Below are 20,979 nucleotides of genomic sequence, written 5' to 3'. Positions count from 1 at the left end.
GGGCGGTGGGCGCCGCTTGTTCAGAGCCCCCGCCAAGTCCGGACAGTGTCGAGATATTGACCGTTTCGAGATCAGACCTGCGTAAGCCAGAGCTGTCGCGGAGCTGTCGACCGCCGCCGCACCCGGCCCCAGTAACCTGGGGCGATGCTCAAGGAAGTCATCGCCACCCGCTACATCACGGCGTTGCGTGAGGGCGGCTCGCTGCCGGGGCTCGTCGAGGCCGACGACCTCGGAACGTACGTCATGAAGTTCACCGGCGCCGGACAGGGCCGAAAGACGCTGGTCGCGGAGGTCGTCTGCGGCGAACTCGCCCGCCGCCTCGGCCTGCGGATGCCCCGCCTCGTGGCCATCGGCCTCGACCCCGTGCTCGGCCTCGGCGAACCCGACCCGCAGGTGCAGGAGCTGCTCAGGTCCAGCGGCGGCACCAACCTCGGGATGGACTTCCTCTCCGGCGCCCTCGGCTACGACCCCCTCGCCTTCCCGGTGAGCCCCGCGGAGGCCGGCGCGATCGTCTGGTTCGACGCGCTGGTCAACAACGTCGACCGTTCCTGGCGCAACCCCAACCTGCTGCGCTGGCAGGGCGACCTGTGGCTCATCGACCACGGCGCCACCCTGATCTGGCACCACAACTGGCCCACGGTCGAGACCTCCGCGGCCCGCCCCTACGACGCGGCCGACCACGCCCTCGCCTCCTTCGCCCCGGACATCGCGGGCGCGGCCGAGCGGCTCGCCCCGCTGGTCACCGCCGATCTGCTCGCCGAGGTCACCGCCGAGATCCCCGACGTCTGGCTCGCGGACGAACCCGGCTTCGACACCCCGGACGACCTGAGGCGGGCCTACGCCCGGCCGCTGCTCGCCCGGGCGGCCGTCATCGCCGACCGCATCACCGGCATCGAGGAGGGCAAGTGAGCGAGCGCCACATCCACATGGCGGGCCATGTGACCGAGCGCCACATCACCCGGGCCGGCCAGGGCGGCGACCGGGACGTCTTCGAGTACGCCCTGCTGCGGGTCGTCCCGAGGGTCGAGCGCGGCGAGTGCATCAACGCGGGCGTGCTGGTCTACTGCCGCGCCCGGGCCTACGTCGGCGCCCGCACCCACCTCGACGAGGCACGGCTGCTCGCCCTGGACCCGGGCGCCGACGTGGCCGGGATCAGGGCGGCGCTGGCGGCCGTCGAGGGGGTGTGCGGCGGTGGCGCGGGGGCCGGTCAGGCCGCGGGAGACGACGCCGGGCGGCGGTTCCGCTGGCTGGTCGCGCCGCGCTCGGCGATGGTGCAGCCGGGGCCGGTGCACACCGGGCTCACCACGGATCCGGCGGCCGAGACCGCACGGTTGCTGGAACTCCTGGTGAGGTAATGGATCACACCGGCGCCGTGTGGCGTTGACACCGGGTGCCAGGGCTTCTAGCGTCACGTGCGACGAAGGTACTAAGCGGTCGCTCACCGCACGACAGGTTCTCTCAAGGGCGAGGAGACAGAGGAATGTCCACCATTGAACAGCGGGTCGCCGTGGTCACGGGCGCGGCGCGCGGCATCGGAGCCGCCACCGCCGTACGGCTGGCCGCCGAGGGCCGTGCCGTCGCCGTGATCGACCTCGACGAGGCCGCCTGCAAGGACACCGTGGAGAAGATCACCGCGGCCGGCGGCAGGGCCGTCGCGATCGGCGCCGACGTCTCCGACGAGGCCCAGGTCGAGGCGGCGATCGCCCGTGTCGTCGCGGAGCTCGGCGCCCCGACGATCCTCGTCAACAACGCGGGCGTGCTCCGCGACAACCTGCTGTTCAAGATGAGCGCCTCCGACTGGGACACGGTCCTGAACGTGCATCTGCGCGGCTCGTTCCTGATGTCCAAGGCCATCCAGAAGCACATGGTCGACGCGGGCTTCGGCCGGATCGTCAACCTGTCCTCCTCCTCCGCGCTCGGCAACCGCGGCCAGGCCAACTACTCGGCCGCCAAGGCCGGTCTGCAGGGCTTCACCAAGACCCTCGCCATCGAGCTCGGCAAGTTCGGCATCACCGCCAACGCCGTCGCCCCCGGCTTCATCGCCACCGACATGACGGCCGCGACCGCCGCCCGCGTCGGCATGGGCTTCGAGGAGTTCAAGGCCGCCGCCGCCACCCAGATCCCCGTGGCCCGCGTCGGCGAGCCCGACGACATCGCCAACGCGATCGCCTTCTTCACCAACGAGGCCGCCGGCTTCGTCTCCGGCCAGGTGCTGTACGTCGCCGGCGGACCGCTCGACTAGGGATCAGGAACCATGACCGTGGAACTCTCCGGCAAGGTCGCGCTCATCACGGGCGCGAGCCGTGGCATCGGCTACGGCGTCGCCGAGGCCCTCGTCGCCCGCGGCGACCGGGTCTGCATCACCGGCCGCAACGAGGACGCGCTGAAGCAGGCCGTCGAGCAGCTCGGCGCCGACCGGGTCATCGGCGTCGCCGGCAAGGCGCACGACCTCGACCACCAGACGGCCGCCGTCGAGGCCACGATGGAGGCCTTCGGCCGCGTCGACTACCTCGTCAACAACGCGGGCACCAACCCGGTGTTCGGGCCGATCGCCGACCTCGACCTCGAGGTGGCGCGCAAGGTCTTCGAGACCAACGTGGTCTCCGCCCTCGGCTTCGCCCAGAAGACCTGGCACGCCTGGCAGAAGGACAACGGCGGCGCGATCGTCAACATCGCCTCCCTCGCGGGCCTGTCGGCCTCGCCCTTCATCGGTGCGTACGGCATCAGCAAGGCCGCGATGATCAACCTGACCCAGCAGCTGGCGCACGAGTTCGCGCCCCGCGTACGGGTCAACGCGATCGCCCCGGCCGTCGTGAAGACCAAGTTCGCCCAGGCCCTGTACGAGGGCCGGGAGGCGGAGGCGGCAGCCGGCTATCCGCTGGGCCGGCTGGGCGTGCCGTCCGACATCGGTGGCACCGCCGCCTTCCTCACCTCCGAGCAGTCCGACTGGATCACCGGTCAGACGCTCGTCGTCGACGGCGGCATCCTGCTCAACGCCGGTGTGGCCTGAGTCTCATCCCACACCGCCGCGGGCCCCGTTTCCTTGACGGAAGCGGGGCCCGTGTCCATCCCCGGGCGCGCCCGGCGGCATGACAACGTCGTCACGATTTCTCCCTGATCAATAACGCTTTCCTCTCGCCGGTTGAGCGTTTCCAGGCCTGCGGTATGGTCTGGCCACTCTTGGCATGGCGTTTACGAGGAGCGTGTGCGTGTTCTACCGGAATCGATCGTTGCAGCATGTGGCGGTGATCGCGTCCATATCCCTGGTGAGCGGATGCGGTCTTCTGGGAGACGAGAGCTCCGATGACGCCGGACCGATCGTCGTGGGCACCACCAGCGCTCCCAGCACGCTGGACCCCGCGGCCTCCTGGGACAGCTCCTGGGAGCTGTTCCGCAACGTCTACCAGACGCTGCTGAACTACAACCCCGGTGGAACCACCCCCGAACCCGACGCCGCCGAGAACTGCGAGTTCACGGACAGCAAGAGCACCGTGTACAGCTGCACGCTGCGCGAGGGCCTGAAGTTCTCCAACGGGCACACGCTGGACGCCGAGGCCGTCAAGTACTCGTTCGACCGGATCAAGAAGATCAACGTCAACGGCGGACCCGCGGGCCTGCTGGGAACGCTCTCCCAGGTGCAGACGAAGGGCGACCGCGAGGTCGTCTTCCGGCTCAGCCAGCCCGACGCCACGTTCCCCCTGGTGCTCACCACGCCCGCCATGTCGATCGTGGACCCCGAGGAGTACCCCGCGAACGCGCTCCGCAAGGACGACGGGATCGTCGGCTCCGGACCGTACCGGCTCCAGTCCTACGACGAGGGCAAGCAGGCGGAACTCGTCCGCAACGACAGCTACAAGGGCATAGCGGACCGGAAGAACGACGCCGTCACCATCCGCTACTTCCAGCAGTCGGACGAGCTGGTCAAGGCCCTGAAGAACAAGGAGATCTCGGTCGTCTACCGCGGTCTCGGCGCCTCCGACATCGTGGACATCGACACCAACCAGAACGCGGAGGGGCTCCAGCTCGTGGAGAACCCCACCACCGAGATCAGCTATCTGGTGTTCAACCCCAGCGACCCGTGGGCCGCGAAGCCCGCGGTGCGCAAGGCCATCGCCCAGATCGTCGACCGCTCGGCGCTCGTGCACAACATCTACAAGGACACCGTCGAGCCGCTGTACTCGATGGTCCCGGCCGGACTCACCGGCCACACCACGGGCTTCTTCGACGACTTCGGAAACCCCAGCGTGACCAAGGCCAAGGCGCTCCTCACGGCAGCGGGGATCACCGAGACCGTCCCGCTGACCCTCTGGTACACCACCGACCGCTACGGCTCGACGACCAAGCCCGCCTTCGAGGAGCTGAAGCGGCAGCTGGAGGCCTCCGGCCTCTTCAAGATCACCCTCAAGAGCCGCCCGTGGAAGACCTACGTCAAGGGCTACCAGGACGGCGAGTACCCGGTGTTCGGGCGTGGCTGGTTCCCCGACTTCAACGACGCCGACAACTTCATCGCGCCCTTCGTGGGCGAGCAGAACGCGCTCGGGACCCCGTACAAGGCCCCCGTGATCACCGACAAGCTGCTGCCGGAGTCGCGCGCGGAGAGCGACCGCGGGGCGGTGTCGCAGGAGATCGAGGAGGCTCAGCAGATCTTCGTGAACGACGCGCGCCTGCTGCCGTTGTGGCAGGGCAAGCAGTACGTGGCCGGGGACGAGGAGATCTCCGGCCTGGAGAAGGTCATCGACCCGGCGACCATGATGACGATGTGGGAGCTGTACCGGAAGACGAGCTGGTAGCGGGCCCGAAGCACGGTCCGTGGCCCCGTTGTCAGTGGTCGGCTGTAGGTTCTGTGGTGAGTAAGTGACCGCACAACGGAGGACGTTGACGTGACCGACATCGCCATGCTGCCCGAGTCCTGGCGCGGGGTCCTGGGCGACGAGCTGCAGCAGCCCTGGTTCAAGGAGCTGACCGAGTTCGTCGAGGAGGAGCGAGCGAAGGGTCCCGTCTACCCTCCGCGCGAGGAGGTCTTCGCCGCGCTCGACGCGACGCCGTACGAGCAGGTGAAGGTCCTCGTCCTCGGCCAGGACCCGTACCACGGCGAGGGCCAGGGCCACGGCCTGTGCTTCTCCGTGCGGCCGGGCGTGAAGATCCCGCCCTCCCTGCGCAACATCTACAAGGAGATGCACGAGGAGCTGGGCACGCCCGTCCCGGACAACGGCTATCTGATGCCGTGGGCCCAGCAGGGCGTCCTGCTGCTCAACGCGGTCCTCACGGTCCGCTCCGGCGAGGCGAACTCGCACAAGGGCAAGGGCTGGGAGAAGTTCACGGACGCGGTGATCCGCGCCGTGGCCGACCGGCCCGACCCGGCGGTGTTCGTCCTGTGGGGCAACTACGCGCAGAAGAAGCTCCCGCTGATCGACGAGTCCCGGCACATCGTGGTCAAGGGCGCGCACCCCTCCCCGCTGTCGGCGAAGAAGTTCTTCGGCTCCCGCCCGTTCACGCAGATCAACGAGGCGATCGCGCAGCAGGGCCACACCCCGGTCGACTGGACGATCCCGAACCTGGCCGACTGAGCCCGTGCCGCCGGGCCGGTTCCTCCGGGGGCCGGCCCGGTGCCGCCTGACCGGGATCACCGCCCGCTGCCGTTAGCGTCGTGCCATGGGCGCGGTGCCGTCCCGGGGATGCGGTGTCGTCGCGGGACGCGAAGGAGGACGCGGTGGCGGAGCGACAGGAACAGGCGGCGCCCGACGCCGTGCTGACGCGGATCGGGCAGGTCGTGATGCTGCATCACGGGGGAGACCGCGAGGAGGCCCGCCGCAGACTCCTCGACCTGTGGACCGAGCTCGGCGAGGACGGCGATCCGCTGCACCGCTGCACCCTCGCGCACTACCTGGCCGACACCCAGGACGACCCGTTCGACGAACTCGCCTGGGACCTGCGGGCCCTGACCGCCGCCGAGGAGCACGACGAATCGCCCGCAGTACGGGCCCTGTACCCCTCGCTCCATCTGAACCTGGCGGCGGACTACGTCCGACTCGGCCGCGCCGGCGCCGCCCGCACCCATCTGCGCAGGGCACGCGGGGCGGCCGGTGTCCTGGGGGACGACAGCTACGGCGACGGCGTGCGGGCGGCGATCAGCAGGATGGAACTACGCCTGGGCGAGGGCGGCGTGGAGAGCTAGGTCGTGTCCGCAAAGTCCCGTCGTCCGCCCGAAGGGCGGGCCCCGCGGCGTCGTGGGGGCCCCTCCCGCGCGAGCGAAGCCGAGCGTGGGGGAGCGTGCTCTCGGCGTGCCGGGCGGAGACCCTCGTACTGGATGTACTTGGGGCTTCGCCCGGGGCGGCGAGTGGGGGTGCTCCCTCTGGGGGAGCGTGCCGGGCGTCGCGGGGCTGGGGGTACCCCCTCTGGGGGAGGGACTTTGCGGACACGGCCTAGGGCCTCGGGGCGCTAGCGGTGCCCGTACACCTGTCGGCAGGCCACCGCCTCCGGGCTGTCGCTGCGCCAGCCGCCGTACTTTCTGCCCAGGGCGCACACATCGGTGACGTCCGGGACGTCGACGTGCGGCTGGGTGCGCCGACGCGGGTCCGGATGCGCCGGCCGGGGATGCGGGCGCGGATGCTGCGGATGGGAGCGGTACGCCGGCGGGTGTCCGTCCGGGACGGTCGACGGGGCCGGCCCCTGCCGTTGCCGGAGCGTCGTGGCCGCGCGGTCCCGGGCCGGTCCGACCATCTCCAGTGCCTCGCGGGCCGGCGCCTGGACGACCTGGGGCTCGGCATCCCCCTTCGGGCGGGGCGCCGGCGGCGGGGACGGCACGGCGGCGGGCGGGCCGGAGACGGGCGGGCGCTGGACGGTGACGCAGCCGGAGAGGGCCGAGAAGGCCATCACCAGCAGCGCCGCGGTTGTCGTCGTCGTTCGATGCACCCGCGCAACTCTGCTGGTTCCGGCCGGGCGCGCGACATCGGACGAGCGCAGGTTGCCCCGCACGGGTGAACGCGTCCCCCTCAGGGAGGGCGCGGACCCGCCGACGCTGACGTCACTCGCCGGTCGCGCCGTCGATGCGCTCGCGCAGCAGGTCGGCGTGGCCGTTGTGCCGGGCGTACTCCTCGATCATGTGGGTGTAGATCCAGCGCAGGTTGAACGGCTCCTTCGTGTGCCTGCTGGTGCCGCGCGAGAGGTCGTCCAGCGCGAAGCCGGCCGCACACCGCCGGGCCTCCGCGATCTCGGCCTGCCAGGTGGCGTACGCGGCCTGCCAGGTGTCGTCCTCGGTGAGGTGGAACTCGCCGTCGGGATCGGCCTCGCTGTAGTGGATCGGGTCGACGTCCTCGCCCACGAGGACCTTGCGGAACCAGCCGCGCTCCACGTCCGCCATGTGCCGGACCAGCCCCAGCAGCGAGAGCTCGGAGGGCGGCACGGCGGCCGTGCGCAGCTGGGCGTCGGTGAGCCCCTCGCACTTCCACTCGAGCGTCTGGCGGTGGTAGTCCAGCCAGCCTTCCAGCATGGCGCGTTCGTCGGCGTTCTGGGCGGGCTCGGTGCGCTGATTCGTCATCCCCGCATGATCGCTCACCACATCGACCCGGGACCACGGGATTTTCGACGCCGGCTTGTCAGCCGCCCAGCATCCCGCCGAGCAGCTCCCGCAGTCCCGTGCGCACCTCGTCCAGGTCCGGGGGCCGGGTGCTGTGGGACCCGGCGACGCAGGAGAACATCAGGCCGTCCGCCCAGGCCGTCAGCGACCGCGCGTGCCGGGCCGGCTCGGGTGAGCCGAACGCCGCCGCCAGCGCCGTGAGCCGGTCGCGGAAGACGGCGCCGGTCGTGTCGTAGAACGCGCGCAGATCGGGGCGCCGGGTCGCCTCCAGGGCGAGTTCGTAGCGGGCGACGAGCAGTTCGCGGTGGCCCGTCAGCGAGCGGTGCACCGCCAGGGCCAGCGCGGCGGCCAGTCCGTCGAGGCCATGGGCCGGATCCGGCATCTCGTCCAGCCCCAGCACCCGTGCCTCCCGCTCGGCGAGCCGGCGGACGGCGAGGCCGAGCAGGGCCTCGCGGGTGCGGGCCAGATTGGAGGTCGAGCCCTGGGGCAGCCCCGCGGCCTCGTCGACCGCCCGGTGCGTCAGCCCGCGCATCCCCCGCTCGGCGAGGAGCGCGAGGGCGGTGTCGGCGACCAGCTCGGCACGGGAGGGCCCGGGAGCGGCGGGCGCGGTGGTGCGTACGGACATGAGCACAACCTACCGCCCTCACTACAGCCGTAGTCTCCGCCTGCCGCTCCACCTACCGCTCTCACTACAGCCGTAGTATCGTCGACCCCGTCCGGATTACTACAGCTGTAGTGAGGGGTGCGTCATGGCGGAGTCACGCACGGCGGTCGTGGTGGGCGGCGGGATCGGCGGGCTCACCGCCGCCGTGGCCCTGCACCGGTGCGGCTGGCAGGTCACGGTCCTGGAGCGGGCCGCCACGCTCGCCCCCGTCGGCGCGGCCATCTCCCTGGCCCCCAACTCCCTGCGCGCCCTGGACGTCATCGGCGTCGGCGACGAGATCCGCGACCTCGCCGCCTGGCAGGGCGACGGAGGGGTGCGCACCCCGCGCGGCCGCTGGCTCTCCCGCACCGACGCGGACGCGGTCGCCGCCCGCTTCGGCGGTCCGCTGGTCCTGCTCCACCGCGCGACCCTCGTCGCCACCCTGACCGCACGGCTCCCGCGCGACGCCGTCCGCACCGGCACGCCCGCGACCCTCGCCGACCCGGGCGACGCCCGCCGCCCCGCCCGGGTCAGCGTCCCCGGCGGCGCACTGGAGGCCGACCTCGTGGTCGCCGCCGACGGCATCCACTCCGCCGTACGCCGCACCCTCTTCCCCGACCATCCCGGGCCCGTGTACTCCGGCTTCACCACCTGGCGGGTCGTGATCCCGCTGCCCGGCGTGGCGTTCGCCTCGCACGAGACCTGGGGGAGGGGCCGTATCTGGGGCACGCACCCGCTCAAGGACGGCCGGGTCTACGCGTACGCCGCCGCCCTCGCCCCCGCCGGGGAACGCGCCCCCGACGAACGCGCCGAACTCCAGCGCCGCTACGGCGACTGGCACCGCCCGGTCCCCGAGATCCTCGACGCGATCCGCCCCGACGACGTCCTGCGGCACGACGTGCACCACCTCGCCCGCCCGCTGCCCGCCCTCCACCGCGGCCGGGTCGCCCTCCTCGGCGACGCCGCGCACGCCATGCCCCCGACCCTCGGGCAGGGCGGCAACCAGGCCGTCGAGGACGCCATCGTGCTCGCCCACCACCGCACCGACCTCCCCGCCTACACGGCGGCCCGGCTGCCCCGGACGACCGCGGTCGCCCGCAAGGCGGTGCGCACCGCGAGGCTGGTCCTGGCGGCGAACCCGGCCGCCGTCGCCGTACGCGACGCTCTGATCGCCACGCTGTCGGCTGCGGGACCCGCGCTGTTCCTGCGCAGCTTCGACGGGATCGCCGACTGGCGGCCGCCGCAGCCCCCGTATGCTGCGGTGGAGGCACGCGGTTCGAGGTGAGGGAGCGCCCGTGAAGGTCGGCTGCATCGGACTCGGTGACATCGCGCAGAAGGCGTATCTGCCCGTCCTCGGCGCGCTGCCCGGCATCGAACTGCACCTGCAGACCCGTACGCCGGCCACGCTCGACCGGGTCGCCGACGCCTTCCGGCTGCCCGCCGACCGGCGCCACCGCGACCTCGACGCACTGCTCGCCGCAGGCCTCGACGCGGCCTTCGTGCACGCGCCCACCGGTGCCCACCCGGAGATCGTCACCCGGCTGCTGGAGGCGGGCGTCCCGACGTACGTCGACAAGCCGCTCGCGTACCGGCTCGCCGACTCCGAGCGGCTGGTACGACTCGCCGAGGCCGAGGGCGTGTCGCTGGCCGTCGGCTTCAACCGCCGCTTCGCGCCCGGGTACGTGCAGTGCGCCGACCATCCGCGCGACCTGATCCTCCTGCAGAAGAACCGGATCGGGCTGCCCGAGGAACCCCGCACGATGATCCTCGACGACTTCATCCACGTCGTCGACACCCTGCGCTTCCTGGCCCCGGCCCCGGTCGACGACGTCACCGTGCGCGCCCGGGTCGAGGGCGGGCTGCTGCACCACGTCGTCCTGCAGCTCTCCGGGTACGGCTTCACCGCGCTCGGGGTGATGAACCGGCTCAGCGGCTCCAACGAGGAGATCCTCGAGGTCTCCGGGCAGGACACCAAGCGTCAGGTCGTCAACCTCGCCGAGGTGATCGACCACAAGGGCCAGCCGACCGTGCGACGGCGCGGCGACTGGGTGCCGGTGGCCCGGCAGCGCGGGATGGAGCAGGCCGTGCTGGCCTTCCTGGACGCGGTCCGGGCCGGCAAGGTGCTCAGCGCCCGGGACGCGCTGGCGACCCATGAACTGTGCGAGCGGGTGGTCGAAGCGGTCCGGGAACGCCCCGCCGCGGCCTGATCGCCCGCGCCCCCTCCGTCAGCCCCAGCGCCACCAGCACCAGCAGGGCGCCGTGCACCGGCCAGTCGCCGTAGCGGACGTACGGGGTGACGCCGTCGGCGAGCGGGACGTCGTACACGGCCGCGGTGGACGCCTCCGTGCCCAGCCGGGGTCCCAGGCGCCGCCCGCTCGCGTCGTACACCGCGGACTCTCCGGTCAGCGTGGCGTGCACGAACGTCCGACCCGTCTCGGCGGCGCGCAGTGCGCCCAGGGAGGCGTGCTGCGCGGGCGCCCAGCTGTGCTGGAAGGTCGAGGTCGAGGACTGTGCGACGAGGAGATCCGCGCCGTCGTCCGCGAGATGGCGGCTCATGTCGGGGAACGCGGTCTCGAAGCAGATCATCGGCCCGATCCGCAGCCCCGGCCCGATGTGCATCACCACCTGCTCGGTGCCGCGCCGCCGGTCCTCACCGGCCGCCTTGCCGACCGAGGTCGCCCAGCCGAGCAGCGAACGCGCCGGTATGTACTCCCCGAAGGGCACCAGCCGCATCTTGTCGTACCGGTCGCCGGTCGGGCCGTCCGGACCGACGAGGATCGAACTCTTGTAGATACCGGGCCGGTCCGAGCGGCGCGCGTCGACGTCGACGAGGATGTCGGCGCCCGTGGCCCGCGACAGCTCCGCTATCCGCGCGGCCAGCTCGGAATGCTCCCCGAGGTCGTACCCGACACTGCTCTCCCCCCAGACGATCAGATCGACGTCCTGCCCGATCAGCCGCCGGGTGAGCCGCTCCTCGACATCGAACCGGCGCTCCGGCCCCTCCACCACCCCCGGCTGTACGACGGCGATGCGCGCCCTTCCCTCGACCTCGGGGCGCGGCGCCCACGCCCAGGCCGCCGAGGCGGTGGCCGCGGTCGCGACGAGCCCGGCGAGGGCGGGCGTCCGCGAGCCCGGCACGGAGACGATCACGGCGACGGCCGCATTCACCGCCACCACCAGGAAGCTCAGCAGCCACACCCCGCCCACCGAGGCCAGCCGCAACGCGGGCTCCACCTGCCACTGGCTGGAGCCGAGCATGCCCCAGGGCCCGCCCAACCCCTGCCAGGAACGCACCAGTTCGACGGCCAGCCAGGCGGAGGGCAGGACGAGGAGGGCGCAGACGATCCGCCCCCGGGTCGGCGTCCCGGACCCGTCCGGGGCCAGGAAACGCCGCACCAGCCAGCCCCAGGGCGCCCACAGGGCGCCGAGCAGCGCGGCGACGACGAGGGTGAACACATGCAGGCTCGGCAGCAGCCAGTGATGCATCGCCAGCATGAAGCCGAACCCCCCGCACCAGCCGTCCAGGGCCGCGCGCCGCCCGGTCGGCGCGGAACGGGCGAGCAGCATCCAGGGGACGAGGGCGACGTACGCCCACCACCACAGGGCGGGCGCCGGGAAGGCGAGCACGGGCAGCGAGCCCGCACCCGCCGCGACGACCGAGCGCCGCTTCGGGGAGGCGAGCCAGCGGGCGGCGGCCGGGTGGGAGGTGAGCGACGAGAAGGCGGCCGGACGGGAGGCGAGCGGGCGGCCGGACGCGTTCATGAGGCACCTCCTTGGTGCCTCCAGTGTGCGCCCCGACGGACGATCTCCGACAGGGCACTTTCGGGCGCGCCCGCCGTCACGCGGTCGGCAGGCGCCGCCACTTCTCCTCGACGACCACCTCGCGCAGTCGCCATCCGTCGTCCGTGCGCAGCAGCCCGAAGGAGTAGCGGCCCCCGCAGACGAAGTCGGGTGCGCCGCCGTCCCCGTCGCCGGCCAGCCGCATCGGGTTGACGTAGTCGGCACCGACCCGGGCGGTGTCCCCCGTGTCCTGCTCCAGCACCCCGAACCGCACGCGCCGGTTGACGATGAGATGCTGCCGCATCGAGAACAGGCGCAGATTCTCCGCGAGCCACGCCGCGACGCTGCCGACGTCCCCCTCGATCCCGCCCGCCGAGCGGTAGTCCGCCCGGCCGTCCGCGGTGAACAGTTGCCGGTACGCCGCCCAGTCGCCGTCGTCCACGGCCACCGCGTAGTCGGTGACCAGGCCGTCGACGGCCAGCCGGTCCATCACTGTGGCGAGCTCCACACGCTGCGTCATGGGCCGAGTGTTGGGCATGCGCGCCCCGGAGCCAAGGGGGCGTGCGAGGACCCGGGGCTGTTCGGTTCAGAGCTTGACGGCCGCGGAGCAGTTCCCGATTCCCGTCCGGCAGATACGGACGGACCACAACGAGCGGGCTCCCGTCACGTACTGATCGGCGTAGGTGCAGACCATGTCGCCGTACCACCGCCAACTGGTGTCGTCCGTGTCCTTCACCTGGAAGCGGGCGCAGTGGCCGTCGGTGAGAGGGTCATGGGCGTGCAGCGACCAGTCGCCGTTCCCGACATAGGTGACGGTGCCCGCGGCGCCCGTCGTACTCAGGCTGTAGGTCAACGCCTGGGCAGGAGCGGCCGAGAATCCGATGAGCGCGGCGGCGGCCGACACGGCGACCACGGCCAGCCTCTTCGGCACCGAAACCGGCGTTCTGAATTTCACGATGCGTCCCCCTTCACTGGGTACTTCTTCATCTCTTCGTCGGTGCATGACCTTGTGTGGATCAGCTGGATCCGGACGGCGGTCACCGTGACGGGCTTGGCCGCGGACGGGGCACTCGCCTTTGGACGCCGGCCGGGTGCGCTCACGGCGGTCAGGGGCAGGACGCGGTTCCCTGGTCCAGGACATGTGCGTCCGCGTTGTCCCCGACCTTCACCCAGAGCGCTGTGGTGCCCCGCCGGTCGTAGGTGCGGGTGAACTGGGGCTGCCCGGTGCGGATGAACTTCACCTTGTAGCACCAGCCGGCGTCCACGCGGAAGGCGTCCCAGTCCTGGCTGTACGGCGTGTGGCCGCCTCGCGCCGTGAGGTTCTGGGTCTTCTGCTTCACCCCGTCGGACGCGCACTTCGGCTCGGTGGCCGTCGAGTCGCCCGTGCTGTCGCCGCCCCGGCACCAGTTGAAGAAGGCCGTGACCCCGTACGCGCTGTCGTTCACCGTCGTCGAGCACAGGGTGAGCGTGCAGCCCGGGCCCGCTTGCGCGGTCGGCGCCGTGCCCAGTACGGCGGCGAAGCCCAGGGCCGCGACGACGGCGGCCGACCGGGCCCGTCCGGTGCCGAACCGCTGGGAGACCATCTCGTTGAGGTGCATGTTCACGCCTTCCCTGACCGGCGGCGACCACTCGGGACGCGACCGTCCGTGCTTGATGACGCCCACGCTGACCCACGAACCTTGCGAAAACCTTGCCCAAGACGCCAGGTCCTCCCAAGCCTCCCCGGAGATGCGAAAGACGCTCCTCGCAGCCCCCGTCGTACCGGCGCCCGAGCCCTGGCAGCGCGTAGGACAGCACTCCTGACGCCGTCGCCGATCTCTCGTGTCCCGGGCCCTCTGCGGGGGCGGACTGCACACCACGACCGGGGACGGCTGGATCCTGGAGGTCGTCGTCTCCGCCTGGCCCCACGAGCGGGTCCTGCTCTCCCGCGACGGTGGACTGCCGCACCGTGGCCCGTACGGAGAGCGATGGTGGCACATCTTCCACTCCGACCACTCCGATGGGGTTTCCCTTTGGACACGCGAGAATGAGCCGGGTCCGCTGTCGTAGAGAAGGCATGGAGATGGACGAGGACGAGAGTCTGCACCGCTACGGCCTACGCCCCGTGGGCCCGAGCCTCGAAGAAGTCCGAGGCGTGCTCACCACCCACATCCGGTGGGAACGGGAAGCCCAGGGGAACGGTGACACGGAGCTGATGAAACTGTGCTGCGTGCAGTTGTTCAACGCCGGCTCCCTCGACGACGTACTGCTCATCTGGCAGGCCAAGTCCGCCAGCATGGACGCAAACTGCTCGATCGACGTTCAGTTGCTGTGCGGCAGCGGACTGGACAGGACGAAGGCGTACCTGTCCCGCCAGGGCCGGCCTGAGGCGGACGCGGCACTGCAACGACTGATCCGGTGCGAAGCCGCCGGCGACTTCGAGGACTTCACCCCCGAAACGCAGTCCGCGCAATACGCCGCCTACTACGCGCCGTGACGCTGGCCCTGTGCGGCTGCTCCGGGCCGGGTTCCCCGCAGGACCGTGCCGACTGGGGCAGAAGAGACGCAGGAGCGCACGTCCTGCGTAGCCGAGTCGGCTGGCCGCAGTGAACTGTTCGGGGGCCGGCAGACTGATCGCGTGAGCCGCGACGACCTGGAATCCGTATGCCGCTGCGCGAACGCGATTTCCCCTTCGATCGATGCTTCCGTCCTGACCCGGTTCGCGAGGCGCTCGATCTCCGGGAGGTAGTCCGGACTGCTGAGCCCGGGTGAAGTCATGGCTCGAAGTGTCACACCGGGTTCTCAACGGTCCGTTGCCCGGGGCGGGTTTCTGCGGGGGTCACTCGGGCGAGTACCTGGTCGGCCGGCTCGCGTGGGGTCAGTTCGCCGTTCAGGAACACGGTGTCGCCGGGCAGGGTGTCGGCCGCGGCCATGCATGGCTCGATCCGGTCCTTGACCCAGCTCCGGAGCCGGTCTTCCCGTTCGGGATCGTCGGGGAAGAAGACCCGGCCTTCGATGCGCTTCTCCAGCTCCTCCCGGGGACCTCGAGGAAGAAGTGGTGCAGCTCGACACCGGCGTCCTTCAACACGTCGAAGATCTCACCGACATAGCCGGGGTCGACCAAGGTCATGGGGACCAGGACCGGGCGGCGGTACTCCTCGACGAGTCCCACCGCCAGGTCGGCGACCTGGCGCCGCCACAGCCGAAGGTCCTGGAAGTCGCCGGTCGGCACCTCCACGATCTTCCGCAGTACGAAGCCGACCATCTCCGGGTCATGGACCAGTGCCTCGGGCCAGCGTCGGCGCAACGCGTCCACCAGCGTGGTCTTCCCGCTGCCGAACGCACCGTTCACCCAGACGATCAACGCGATCCCCCCGCTCCGTCGCCCCGCCCGCGCATCGGGCCCGGGGGCAGTGGCTGCACTACATCACGTTGCCGCGATCCCAGTAATCGGCCTGGAGGACAGGGGAGTTGCGGTAACGCTGTACCAGCCGCTCGAAATGCACTCCTTCGAGAGGGGAGGCCTGGGCTCGTCGATTCAGTATGTAGGGTCCGACGGCGTTCCAGACGCGCGGCGGAGAGCGATGGAAGCAGGCCAGTACCAGATCGAAGGCCAGCAGTTTCTGCTCGACCAGAACACCCAGCATCTCCAGCTGATCGTGGAGCTGCCAGAAGGAGTGGAAGTCGTCGTCGGACATATGGGCCGGATCGAAATGCTCGGGTGACCCGAACTCGCCGCTCAGCAGACGGTGTCGGAAAGTCCGTGCCGCCGGGGAGTGGTATTTCTCCTGGAAGGAGAGGAGGAGTTGTACGTGCCTGGCGAGACGGGCCTCCTTGATCTGTGAGTGAGCGAAGAACGACGCCGCGATCACGACGACGGTTCCGATCGCCGTACTCACCGCGCCGACGGCTGTCCAGACATCCCCCATCCGTTCAGTACAGCACCGAGTCGGGCCCGTTGGACAGGTGGCCCTTCGGGACCTGCGCACAGGGGTTTGGAGCTGCCGCCGCTGGAGTGCGTTCAAGAGCGTTCGGGTGAGTGGGAGTGAGTGTGTGGGGGCGGTGTCGTGTCGCGCACCTTGTCCGTGGGGTTGGTTCAAGTGGCGAACTGAAGTTCTCGCATCGAATGCGTGGCCTTCATGGGTGGTGCTCGTTTCCCATGGCGACGGGGTGATCCTGGGGGTGCCGCTGGTGCTTCCGCTGGCGGTGCTGACCTTCGTCTCCGCGTTCGTGCCGATCGTGGGGGCCCTGTTCGCCGGTTTCGTGGCCGTGCTCATCGCGCTGGTGTCGAACGGTCCGACGGACGCCCTCGTCGTGCTGGCGATCATCGTCGTGGTGCAGCAGCTGGAGGGCAATGTGTTCCAGCCGATGATCCAGAGCCGGGGGCTCGGTCTGCACGCGGCGGTCATCCTGCTCGCGGTGACGCTGGGCGGCAGTCTGGCCGGGATCGTGGGCAGTCTGCTGGCCGTTCCGCTCGCCGCGCTGATCGGGGTGGTCTGGAACTACGTACGGGAGCAGCTCGGGGAGCCGCTTCCGGCCGGGGCGGACGGGTGCGACGGGGGAGGCGGAGAGCCGGGAGAGGGCGGGGAGCCCGGTGCGGCGCCGGTTCCGGTGGTCGCGGGGTGAGGCCGGGCGGGCTCGCCCGCGATGCTCAGGCCGCCGTGACCACCTCGCCGCGGATCGCCGCGGCCCACTCCACCACCAGCAGCTCGTACTCCGCCCGCTCCTGGGCGGACAGCGAGCCGCCCGCGCGCAGCCACAAGGACCGGATCCGCTCGTTCACCTCGGAAGCGGACCGCACGGAACCAGGGGCATCAGAATTGGGGGACATGGCTGTCAGCGTAGGGGCAGCAACTGACAGCGCGCCATGCCTCGGCTGCGTGAACCGTTATGGGCTTGGTCACGGTTGATCGATCAACCGGAGGGCTCCGCAGGGGAGTTCGCGATCTTCGCGGGAGTGGTGTGGTGGTGCCGGGCTCAGCCCGCCGACTCCGCCGCGTGGGGGCTCAGCGAGCCCGTCGCGACGAGGGCGATGATCACGACACCGAGGGCGACCCGGTAGTAGACGAACGGCATGAAGGACTTGGTCGAGATGAACTTCATGAACCAGGCGATCACGGCGTAGCCGGACGCGAACGCGATGACCGTCGCGAAGAGGGTCGGGGGCCAGTCCACATGGCCGGTCTCCAGCGCGTCCTTCGTCTCGAAGAGGCCGGAGGCGAGGACGGCCGGGATGGCGAGCAGGAACGAGTAACGGGCCGCCGCCTCCCGCTTGTAGCCCATGAACAGGCCGCCGCTGATGGTGGCGCCGGAGCGGGAGACGCCCGGGATCAGCGCGCAGGCCTGGCAGAGGCCGAAGATCAGACCGTCCCTGACGCCCAGGTTCTCCAGCGTCTTGCGCTGCTTGGGCGCGCGGTGCTTTCCGCCCGACTCGTCGCGTGCGGCCAGTCGGTCGGCGACGCCGATGACGATGCCGATCACCACGAGCATGGTCGCGGTGATCCGCAGGTCGCGGAAGGGGCCCTCGATCTGGTCCTTGAGCGTGAGGCCCAGCACACCGATCGGGATCGAGCCGACGATCACCAGCCAGCCCATCTGGGCGTCGTGGTCCTTGCGCATCGTCTTGTCGAACAGCGACTTCGACCATGCGGCGATGATCCGCCCGATGTCCTTGCGGAAGTAGATCAGCACCGCTGCCTCCGTGCCGATCTGGGTGATCGCCGTGAAGGCGGCGCCGGGGTCCTTCCAGCCGGAGAAGGCTGCGGTCAGCCGCAGATGCGCGCTGGAGGAGACGGGGAGGAACTCGGTCAGCCCCTGGACGAGTCCGAGGATGAGCGATTCAAACCAAGACATGAGGTTAAGGAGTCCAAGCGCCGATCGGAGCGGGGCGACGGGGCGACGGCCGCCCGCGCGCGGTGATCAAGGGTGTGCGAAGGAAGCGTAGCGGTCCCGGAGGACAGCCCCGCCACAGGGGTTTCGTAGCCGCCCGGGAAGCCCCCGGCGCCCACCCCGTCCCCCCCGACCGGCCCATTGACTCCCACGTCGGCGCACGCTCAGAGGTGCGGATGGTTGACCGCCCCCAGGGCCGCCGCATAACTTGCTGCCGAGCGGAAAGCGCTTGCTGAGCGTGCTTGCTGCTCCGTTTGCCGCTCACCGGTCCTTCGGGCCGTACCTCGGAGGAGTGCTGATCACGCCCATGTCCCCAACCACTCCGCTCCCCGGCCGCCCGGTCCGGGCCGCCGTCGTCGGGACCGGTGCCATCGGGCGCGGCTCCCATCTCTCGGCCCTCAAGCAGCTCGCCGCCGAGGGCGAGACCGAGGTGGTCGCGGCCGTTGACATCGATGCCGCGGCGGTCGAGGCGTTCTGCGCGGAGGGCGGGGTTCCGCACGCCTACACCGATCTGGAGCGGATGCTCGCCGAGCAGCGCCCCGACCTGGTGACCATCTGCACCCCGCCGACCCTGCACCGCGAGCAGAGCGTGGCCGCGCTGCGGGCGGGCGCCTGGGTGTGGTGCGAGAAGCCGCCGGTGCCGACCCTCGCCGACTACGACGCCGTACAGGCCGAGGAGGGCGCGGAGCACGGGCCGTACTCCTCGATCGTGTTCCAGCACCGGTTCGGCTCCGGCACCCGGCATGTGAAGCGGCTGCTCGCCGAGGGCGCCCTCGGGCGGCCGCTCGTCGCGCACTGCCAGACCACCTGGTACCGCGACACCGCCTACTACGCCGTGCCGTGGCGGGGCCGCTGGCAGACCGAGGGCGGTGGTCCCGCGATGGGCCACGGCATCCACCAGATGGATCTGCTGCTCGACATCCTCGGGCCGTGGAGCGAGGTGCGCGCCATGGCCGGACGGCTCGTCCACGACGTCGAGACCGAGGACGTGTCGACGGCCCTGCTCCGTTTCGAGAACGGCGCGATGGCGACGGTCGTCAACAGCGTCCTGAGCCCCGACGAAATCAGCCGCATCCGCATCGACTGCGAGCGCGCGACCGTCGAGCTCACCCACCTGTACGGCCATTCCAACGCCGACTGGCGCATCACCCCGGCCCCCGGTGTGAGCGGTGACGAGGTGGCCGCCTGGCAGGACTTCGGCACGGACGTGCCCAGCTCGCACCTGGCGCAGCTGCGGGAGCTGATCGCGAGCATGCGCGCCGGGGAGCGGCCGCGCAGCAGCGGTGCCGACGGGCGGACCAGCCTGGAGCTGATCACCTCGCTGTACAAGTCCGCCTTCACGGACACCACGGTCAGGCGCGGCGAGATCGGGCCCGGCGACCCGTACTACACGGCCCTGCACGGCGGCGCCCCGGGCTGGGCGCCCCGCACGGCCGCGGTGGACGTGGAGGTGCCCGCATGAGCGGCGCCCTGCGTCTCGTGCACGCCCACGGCGACCGGATCACGGTGACCGACCCGGCCTCCGGCGTCGAGCTGCTGGCCTACGTCTACCGGCCCGAGGCGGCCTGGGAGGCGCCGAGGCCGTATCTGCACCCGCTGCGCACCCTCGCGGGCGACGTCGTCACCGACTACCGGCCCAACGACCACCGCTGGCACAAGGGGCTGTCGCTGACCGCCTCCCACCTCTCGGGCGCGAATCTGTGGGGCGGCAATTCCTACGTCCACGGCGAGGGGTACGTCGCCCTCCCCGAGCGCGTCGGCTCGATGGCCCATGTCGGGTTCGACGAGGTCTCCGCCGGTGAGGGGCGCGCCGTCATCGCCGAGCGGCTGACCTGGCACCCGTACAGCGGCGAGCTCTGGGCGGAGGAGACCCGTCGGATCGAGGTCCACGACGTGGACGCGGAGTCCGGATCCTGGGCGCTCACCTGGACCAGCGCGATCACCAACCGGCGGGACGAGCCGCTGCGCTTCGGCAGCCCGACCACCGCCGGACGCGAGCTGGCCGGCTACACCGGACTGTTCTGGCGCGGTCCGCGCGCCTTCCGCGACGGCCGGATCATCGGCCCCGAGGGCGAGGGCCCGGGTCTGATGGCCTCGCAGAGTCCGTGGCTCGCCCTCTCCGGCGAGCACGACGGCACCGACGGCCACGCCACCGTCGTCCTCGCGCACGCCCCGGAGAACGACCACTCCGGCGCGCACGGCGCGCACCCCGCGCACTGGTTCGTCCGCAACGAGCCCTTCGCGGGCATCGCCCCGTCCTGGGCCTTCTTCGACGAGCTGGAGCTCGCCCCGGGCGACACCCTCACCCGCCGCTACCGTGTGGTCGTGGCCGCCGGCGCCTGGGAGCGGGAGGAGATCGCCAAGTACCTGGACACCCACCCGTGGTGACCGCGTACGGCGGACTGCCCGGCGGGGTCGGGCTCTCGCACCTGTGCGTGTACGACTGGCCCGCCGCCGACGGTCTGCACGGCGGAACCCCCCATCTGCATCTGGTCTGTTCGGAGGGGTACGTCGTCACAGGCGGCCGGGGCGCGGTCCAGACGCTGACCACGTCCGGGTACGAGGTCACGCCCCTCGCGCCCGGCACCGTCGCCTGGTTCACACCGGGGACGATCCACCGGCTGGTCAACGAGGGCGATCTGCGCATCACCGTGCTGATGCAGAACAGCGGCCTCCCGGAGGCCGGCGACGCGGTCCTCACCCTGCCCCCCGACCACCTGGCAGACCCGCAGACGTACGCCGCCGCGACCACGATCCCGGCCGACGCCCCCGAGGAGGAGCAGGCCCGGATCGCCCGCGCCCGGCGCGACCTCGCCCTGGAGGGGTACCGCGCGCTGCGGGAGGCCCCCGAGGGGCTGGCCGCCTTCCACCGGGCCGCCGCCGCGCTCGTACGGCCCCGGATCGACGAGTGGCGGGAACGCTGGCGGCGTGGCGCGCGGGCGGCTGCCGAGGCCACGGGGGAGCAGCTCGACCGGCTGGCGCGGGGCGACGCCTCCCACCTCGCCGACGCCGTCGTACGGGCCGAACAACCCTCCCGGCACGGGAAGTTCGGTATGTGCGGACGGCTGGACGTGTATCCGCAGGGCTGACGTCATCTCGTCCGTGCACAATG

23 protein-coding genes and 2 pseudogenes are annotated in these 20,979 nt (G+C 71.3%); 14 read left to right on the top strand and 11 right to left on the bottom strand.

What is annotated here, in order from left to right:
• Positions 1-144: 144 nt before the first annotated feature.
• The 7 genes from ABZ464_RS16080 (at position 145) to ABZ464_RS16050 (ending at position 6,175) form a co-directional block, all read left to right on the top strand.
• The gene (locus tag ABZ464_RS16080; RefSeq protein ID WP_359276653.1) at positions 145-909 is read left to right on the top strand and encodes a HipA family kinase; all 765 of its coding nucleotides are present in this window, start codon (positions 145-147) and stop codon (positions 907-909) included.
• Complete coding sequence (locus ABZ464_RS16075) at positions 906-1,355, top strand: DUF3037 domain-containing protein (RefSeq protein ID WP_359276650.1); 450 nt, start codon at positions 906-908, stop codon at positions 1,353-1,355. Before ABZ464_RS16080 ends, ABZ464_RS16075 begins: the two co-directional genes overlap by 4 nt.
• Positions 1,356-1,480: 125 nt before the next feature.
• Positions 1,481-2,242, top strand: a complete 762-nt coding sequence (fabG, locus tag ABZ464_RS16070) for a 3-oxoacyl-ACP reductase FabG (RefSeq protein WP_359276647.1) — start codon at positions 1,481-1,483, stop codon at positions 2,240-2,242.
• Between the two features lie 12 nt (positions 2,243-2,254).
• Positions 2,255-3,010 carry an SDR family oxidoreductase gene (locus ABZ464_RS16065; RefSeq protein WP_359276644.1) on the top strand — a complete coding sequence of 252 codons (756 nt, stop codon included), beginning with the start codon at positions 2,255-2,257 and terminating at the stop codon, positions 3,008-3,010.
• Positions 3,011-3,209: 199 nt separating this feature from the next.
• On the top strand, positions 3,210-4,790 hold the full coding sequence (locus ABZ464_RS16060; protein ID WP_359276641.1) for an ABC transporter substrate-binding protein: 1,581 nt from the start codon (positions 3,210-3,212) through the stop codon (positions 4,788-4,790).
• 90 nt (positions 4,791-4,880) lie between these two features.
• Positions 4,881-5,567: a uracil-DNA glycosylase gene (gene ung / locus ABZ464_RS16055; RefSeq protein ID WP_359276638.1), complete on the top strand. Its 687-nt coding sequence runs from the start codon at positions 4,881-4,883 to the stop codon at positions 5,565-5,567.
• 143 nt (positions 5,568-5,710) lie between these two features.
• Positions 5,711-6,175: a hypothetical protein gene (locus tag ABZ464_RS16050; RefSeq protein ID WP_359276637.1), complete on the top strand. Its 465-nt coding sequence runs from the start codon at positions 5,711-5,713 to the stop codon at positions 6,173-6,175.
• 263 nt (positions 6,176-6,438) lie between these two features.
• Here the strand turns inward: ABZ464_RS16050 and ABZ464_RS16045 are convergent, their stop codons facing one another.
• The 3 genes from ABZ464_RS16045 to ABZ464_RS16035 all read right to left on the bottom strand — a co-directional run bounded on the left by ABZ464_RS16045 (position 6,439) and on the right by ABZ464_RS16035 (position 8,201).
• Complete coding sequence (locus tag ABZ464_RS16045; protein WP_359276634.1) at positions 6,439-6,912, bottom strand: hypothetical protein; 474 nt, start codon at positions 6,910-6,912, stop codon at positions 6,439-6,441.
• A gap of 112 nt (positions 6,913-7,024) precedes the next feature.
• Positions 7,025-7,537, bottom strand: coding sequence for a DinB family protein (locus ABZ464_RS16040; RefSeq protein ID WP_359276631.1), 513 nt, complete (start codon positions 7,535-7,537; stop codon positions 7,025-7,027).
• A gap of 58 nt (positions 7,538-7,595) precedes the next feature.
• Positions 7,596-8,201: a TetR/AcrR family transcriptional regulator gene (locus ABZ464_RS16035; RefSeq protein WP_359276629.1), complete on the bottom strand. Its 606-nt coding sequence runs from the start codon at positions 8,199-8,201 to the stop codon at positions 7,596-7,598.
• Positions 8,202-8,325: 124 nt separating this feature from the next.
• Here ABZ464_RS16035 and ABZ464_RS16030 point away from each other — a divergent pair, with 124 nt between their 5' ends.
• Positions 8,326-9,504 (top strand): FAD-dependent monooxygenase, encoded by a 1,179-nt coding sequence (locus tag ABZ464_RS16030; protein WP_359276626.1) that lies wholly within the window; start codon positions 8,326-8,328, stop codon positions 9,502-9,504.
• Positions 9,505-9,514: 10 nt separating this feature from the next.
• The gene (locus ABZ464_RS16025) at positions 9,515-10,426 is read left to right on the top strand and encodes a Gfo/Idh/MocA family oxidoreductase (protein ID WP_359276623.1); all 912 of its coding nucleotides are present in this window, start codon (positions 9,515-9,517) and stop codon (positions 10,424-10,426) included.
• On the opposite strand, the gene lnt is transcribed toward ABZ464_RS16025, so the two are convergent.
• The 4 genes from lnt to ABZ464_RS16005 form a co-directional block, all read right to left on the bottom strand.
• Positions 10,344-11,981 (bottom strand): apolipoprotein N-acyltransferase, encoded by a 1,638-nt coding sequence (gene lnt, locus ABZ464_RS16020; protein WP_359276620.1) that lies wholly within the window; start codon positions 11,979-11,981, stop codon positions 10,344-10,346. The two genes, ABZ464_RS16025 and lnt, sit on opposite strands and share 83 nt — an antisense overlap.
• A gap of 76 nt (positions 11,982-12,057) precedes the next feature.
• Positions 12,058-12,519 (bottom strand): nuclear transport factor 2 family protein, encoded by a 462-nt coding sequence (locus ABZ464_RS16015; RefSeq protein WP_359276618.1) that lies wholly within the window; start codon positions 12,517-12,519, stop codon positions 12,058-12,060.
• A 66-nt stretch (positions 12,520-12,585) separates the two neighbouring features.
• Positions 12,586-12,954 carry a hypothetical protein gene (locus ABZ464_RS16010; RefSeq protein WP_359276615.1) on the bottom strand — a complete coding sequence of 123 codons (369 nt, stop codon included), beginning with the start codon at positions 12,952-12,954 and terminating at the stop codon, positions 12,586-12,588.
• A gap of 151 nt (positions 12,955-13,105) precedes the next feature.
• Positions 13,106-13,597 (bottom strand): hypothetical protein, encoded by a 492-nt coding sequence (locus ABZ464_RS16005; protein ID WP_359276612.1) that lies wholly within the window; start codon positions 13,595-13,597, stop codon positions 13,106-13,108.
• Between the two features lie 458 nt (positions 13,598-14,055).
• Here ABZ464_RS16005 and ABZ464_RS16000 point away from each other — a divergent pair, with 458 nt between their 5' ends.
• Entirely contained in the window at positions 14,056-14,475 is a 420-nt protein-coding gene (locus tag ABZ464_RS16000; protein ID WP_359276609.1) for a hypothetical protein, read from the top strand.
• A gap of 292 nt (positions 14,476-14,767) precedes the next feature.
• Here the strand turns inward: ABZ464_RS16000 and ABZ464_RS15995 are convergent.
• Positions 14,768-15,342 (bottom strand): annotated as a pseudogene (locus tag ABZ464_RS15995) (AAA family ATPase).
• Positions 15,343-15,400: 58 nt separating this feature from the next.
• Entirely contained in the window at positions 15,401-15,907 is a 507-nt protein-coding gene (locus ABZ464_RS15990) for a hypothetical protein (RefSeq protein WP_359276607.1), read from the bottom strand.
• Between the two features lie 238 nt (positions 15,908-16,145).
• Here ABZ464_RS15990 and ABZ464_RS15985 point away from each other — a divergent pair.
• Positions 16,146-16,604, top strand: a pseudogene (locus ABZ464_RS15985) (AI-2E family transporter); the annotation flags it as partial.
• Between the two features lie 25 nt (positions 16,605-16,629).
• Here ABZ464_RS15985 and ABZ464_RS15980 read toward each other — a convergent pair.
• Together ABZ464_RS15980 and ABZ464_RS15975 are read right to left on the bottom strand one after the other, a co-directional pair.
• Positions 16,630-16,809, bottom strand: coding sequence for a hypothetical protein (locus tag ABZ464_RS15980; RefSeq protein ID WP_133915298.1), 180 nt, complete (start codon positions 16,807-16,809; stop codon positions 16,630-16,632).
• Between the two features lie 146 nt (positions 16,810-16,955).
• Positions 16,956-17,831, bottom strand: a complete 876-nt coding sequence (locus tag ABZ464_RS15975) for an undecaprenyl-diphosphate phosphatase (protein WP_359276604.1) — start codon at positions 17,829-17,831, stop codon at positions 16,956-16,958.
• A gap of 343 nt (positions 17,832-18,174) precedes the next feature.
• Here ABZ464_RS15975 and ABZ464_RS15970 point away from each other — a divergent pair, with 343 nt between their 5' ends.
• From ABZ464_RS15970 to ABZ464_RS15960, 3 genes are read left to right on the top strand one after another with little or no spacing between them, the layout of a single operon-like run.
• The gene (locus ABZ464_RS15970; RefSeq protein WP_359276601.1) at positions 18,175-19,329 is read left to right on the top strand and encodes a Gfo/Idh/MocA family oxidoreductase; all 1,155 of its coding nucleotides are present in this window, start codon (positions 18,175-18,177) and stop codon (positions 19,327-19,329) included.
• Positions 19,326-20,255 carry a PmoA family protein gene (locus ABZ464_RS15965; RefSeq protein WP_359276598.1) on the top strand — a complete coding sequence of 310 codons (930 nt, stop codon included), beginning with the start codon at positions 19,326-19,328 and terminating at the stop codon, positions 20,253-20,255. The genes ABZ464_RS15970 and ABZ464_RS15965 overlap by 4 nt, the downstream gene beginning before the upstream one ends.
• Positions 20,249-20,956, top strand: a complete 708-nt coding sequence (locus ABZ464_RS15960; RefSeq protein ID WP_359276595.1) for a cupin domain-containing protein — start codon at positions 20,249-20,251, stop codon at positions 20,954-20,956. The genes ABZ464_RS15965 and ABZ464_RS15960 overlap by 7 nt, the downstream gene beginning before the upstream one ends.
• The last annotated feature ends 23 nt before the right edge of the window (positions 20,957-20,979 follow it).

The sequence above is a fragment of the Streptomyces sp. NPDC005820 genome (assembly GCF_040630255.1).
In the GTDB taxonomy this organism is placed as follows: Bacteria; Actinomycetota; Actinomycetes; order Streptomycetales; family Streptomycetaceae; genus Streptomyces.
This window is presented reverse-complemented; position numbering and strand designations above follow the sequence as displayed.

Bases quoted from the DNA above. Each gene is read 5' to 3' on its own strand.
- ABZ464_RS15970 (WP_359276601.1), top strand. From the start codon at position 18,175: ATGTCCCCAACCACTCCGCTCCCCGGCCGCCCGGTCCGGGCCGCCGTC.
- ABZ464_RS15965 (WP_359276598.1), top strand. From the start codon at position 19,326: ATGAGCGGCGCCCTGCGTCTCGTGCACGCCCACGGCGACCGGATCACG.
- ABZ464_RS15990 (WP_359276607.1), bottom strand. From the start codon at position 15,907: ATGGGGGATGTCTGGACAGCCGTCGGCGCGGTGAGTACGGCGATCGGA.
- ABZ464_RS16005 (WP_359276612.1), bottom strand. From the start codon at position 13,597: ATGCACCTCAACGAGATGGTCTCCCAGCGGTTCGGCACCGGACGGGCC.
- ABZ464_RS16080 (WP_359276653.1), top strand. From the start codon at position 145: ATGCTCAAGGAAGTCATCGCCACCCGCTACATCACGGCGTTGCGTGAG.
- ABZ464_RS16015 (WP_359276618.1), bottom strand. From the start codon at position 12,519: ATGACGCAGCGTGTGGAGCTCGCCACAGTGATGGACCGGCTGGCCGTC.
- ABZ464_RS16035 (WP_359276629.1), bottom strand. From the start codon at position 8,201: ATGTCCGTACGCACCACCGCGCCCGCCGCTCCCGGGCCCTCCCGTGCC.
- ABZ464_RS15975 (WP_359276604.1), bottom strand. From the start codon at position 17,831: ATGTCTTGGTTTGAATCGCTCATCCTCGGACTCGTCCAGGGGCTGACC.
- ABZ464_RS16040 (WP_359276631.1), bottom strand. From the start codon at position 7,537: ATGACGAATCAGCGCACCGAGCCCGCCCAGAACGCCGACGAACGCGCC.
- fabG (WP_359276647.1), top strand. From the start codon at position 1,481: ATGTCCACCATTGAACAGCGGGTCGCCGTGGTCACGGGCGCGGCGCGC.
- ABZ464_RS16000 (WP_359276609.1), top strand. From the start codon at position 14,056: ATGGAGATGGACGAGGACGAGAGTCTGCACCGCTACGGCCTACGCCCC.
- ABZ464_RS16030 (WP_359276626.1), top strand. From the start codon at position 8,326: ATGGCGGAGTCACGCACGGCGGTCGTGGTGGGCGGCGGGATCGGCGGG.
- lnt (WP_359276620.1), bottom strand. From the start codon at position 11,981: ATGAACGCGTCCGGCCGCCCGCTCGCCTCCCGTCCGGCCGCCTTCTCG.
- ABZ464_RS15980 (WP_133915298.1), bottom strand. From the start codon at position 16,809: ATGTCCCCCAATTCTGATGCCCCTGGTTCCGTGCGGTCCGCTTCCGAG.
- ABZ464_RS16065 (WP_359276644.1), top strand. From the start codon at position 2,255: ATGACCGTGGAACTCTCCGGCAAGGTCGCGCTCATCACGGGCGCGAGC.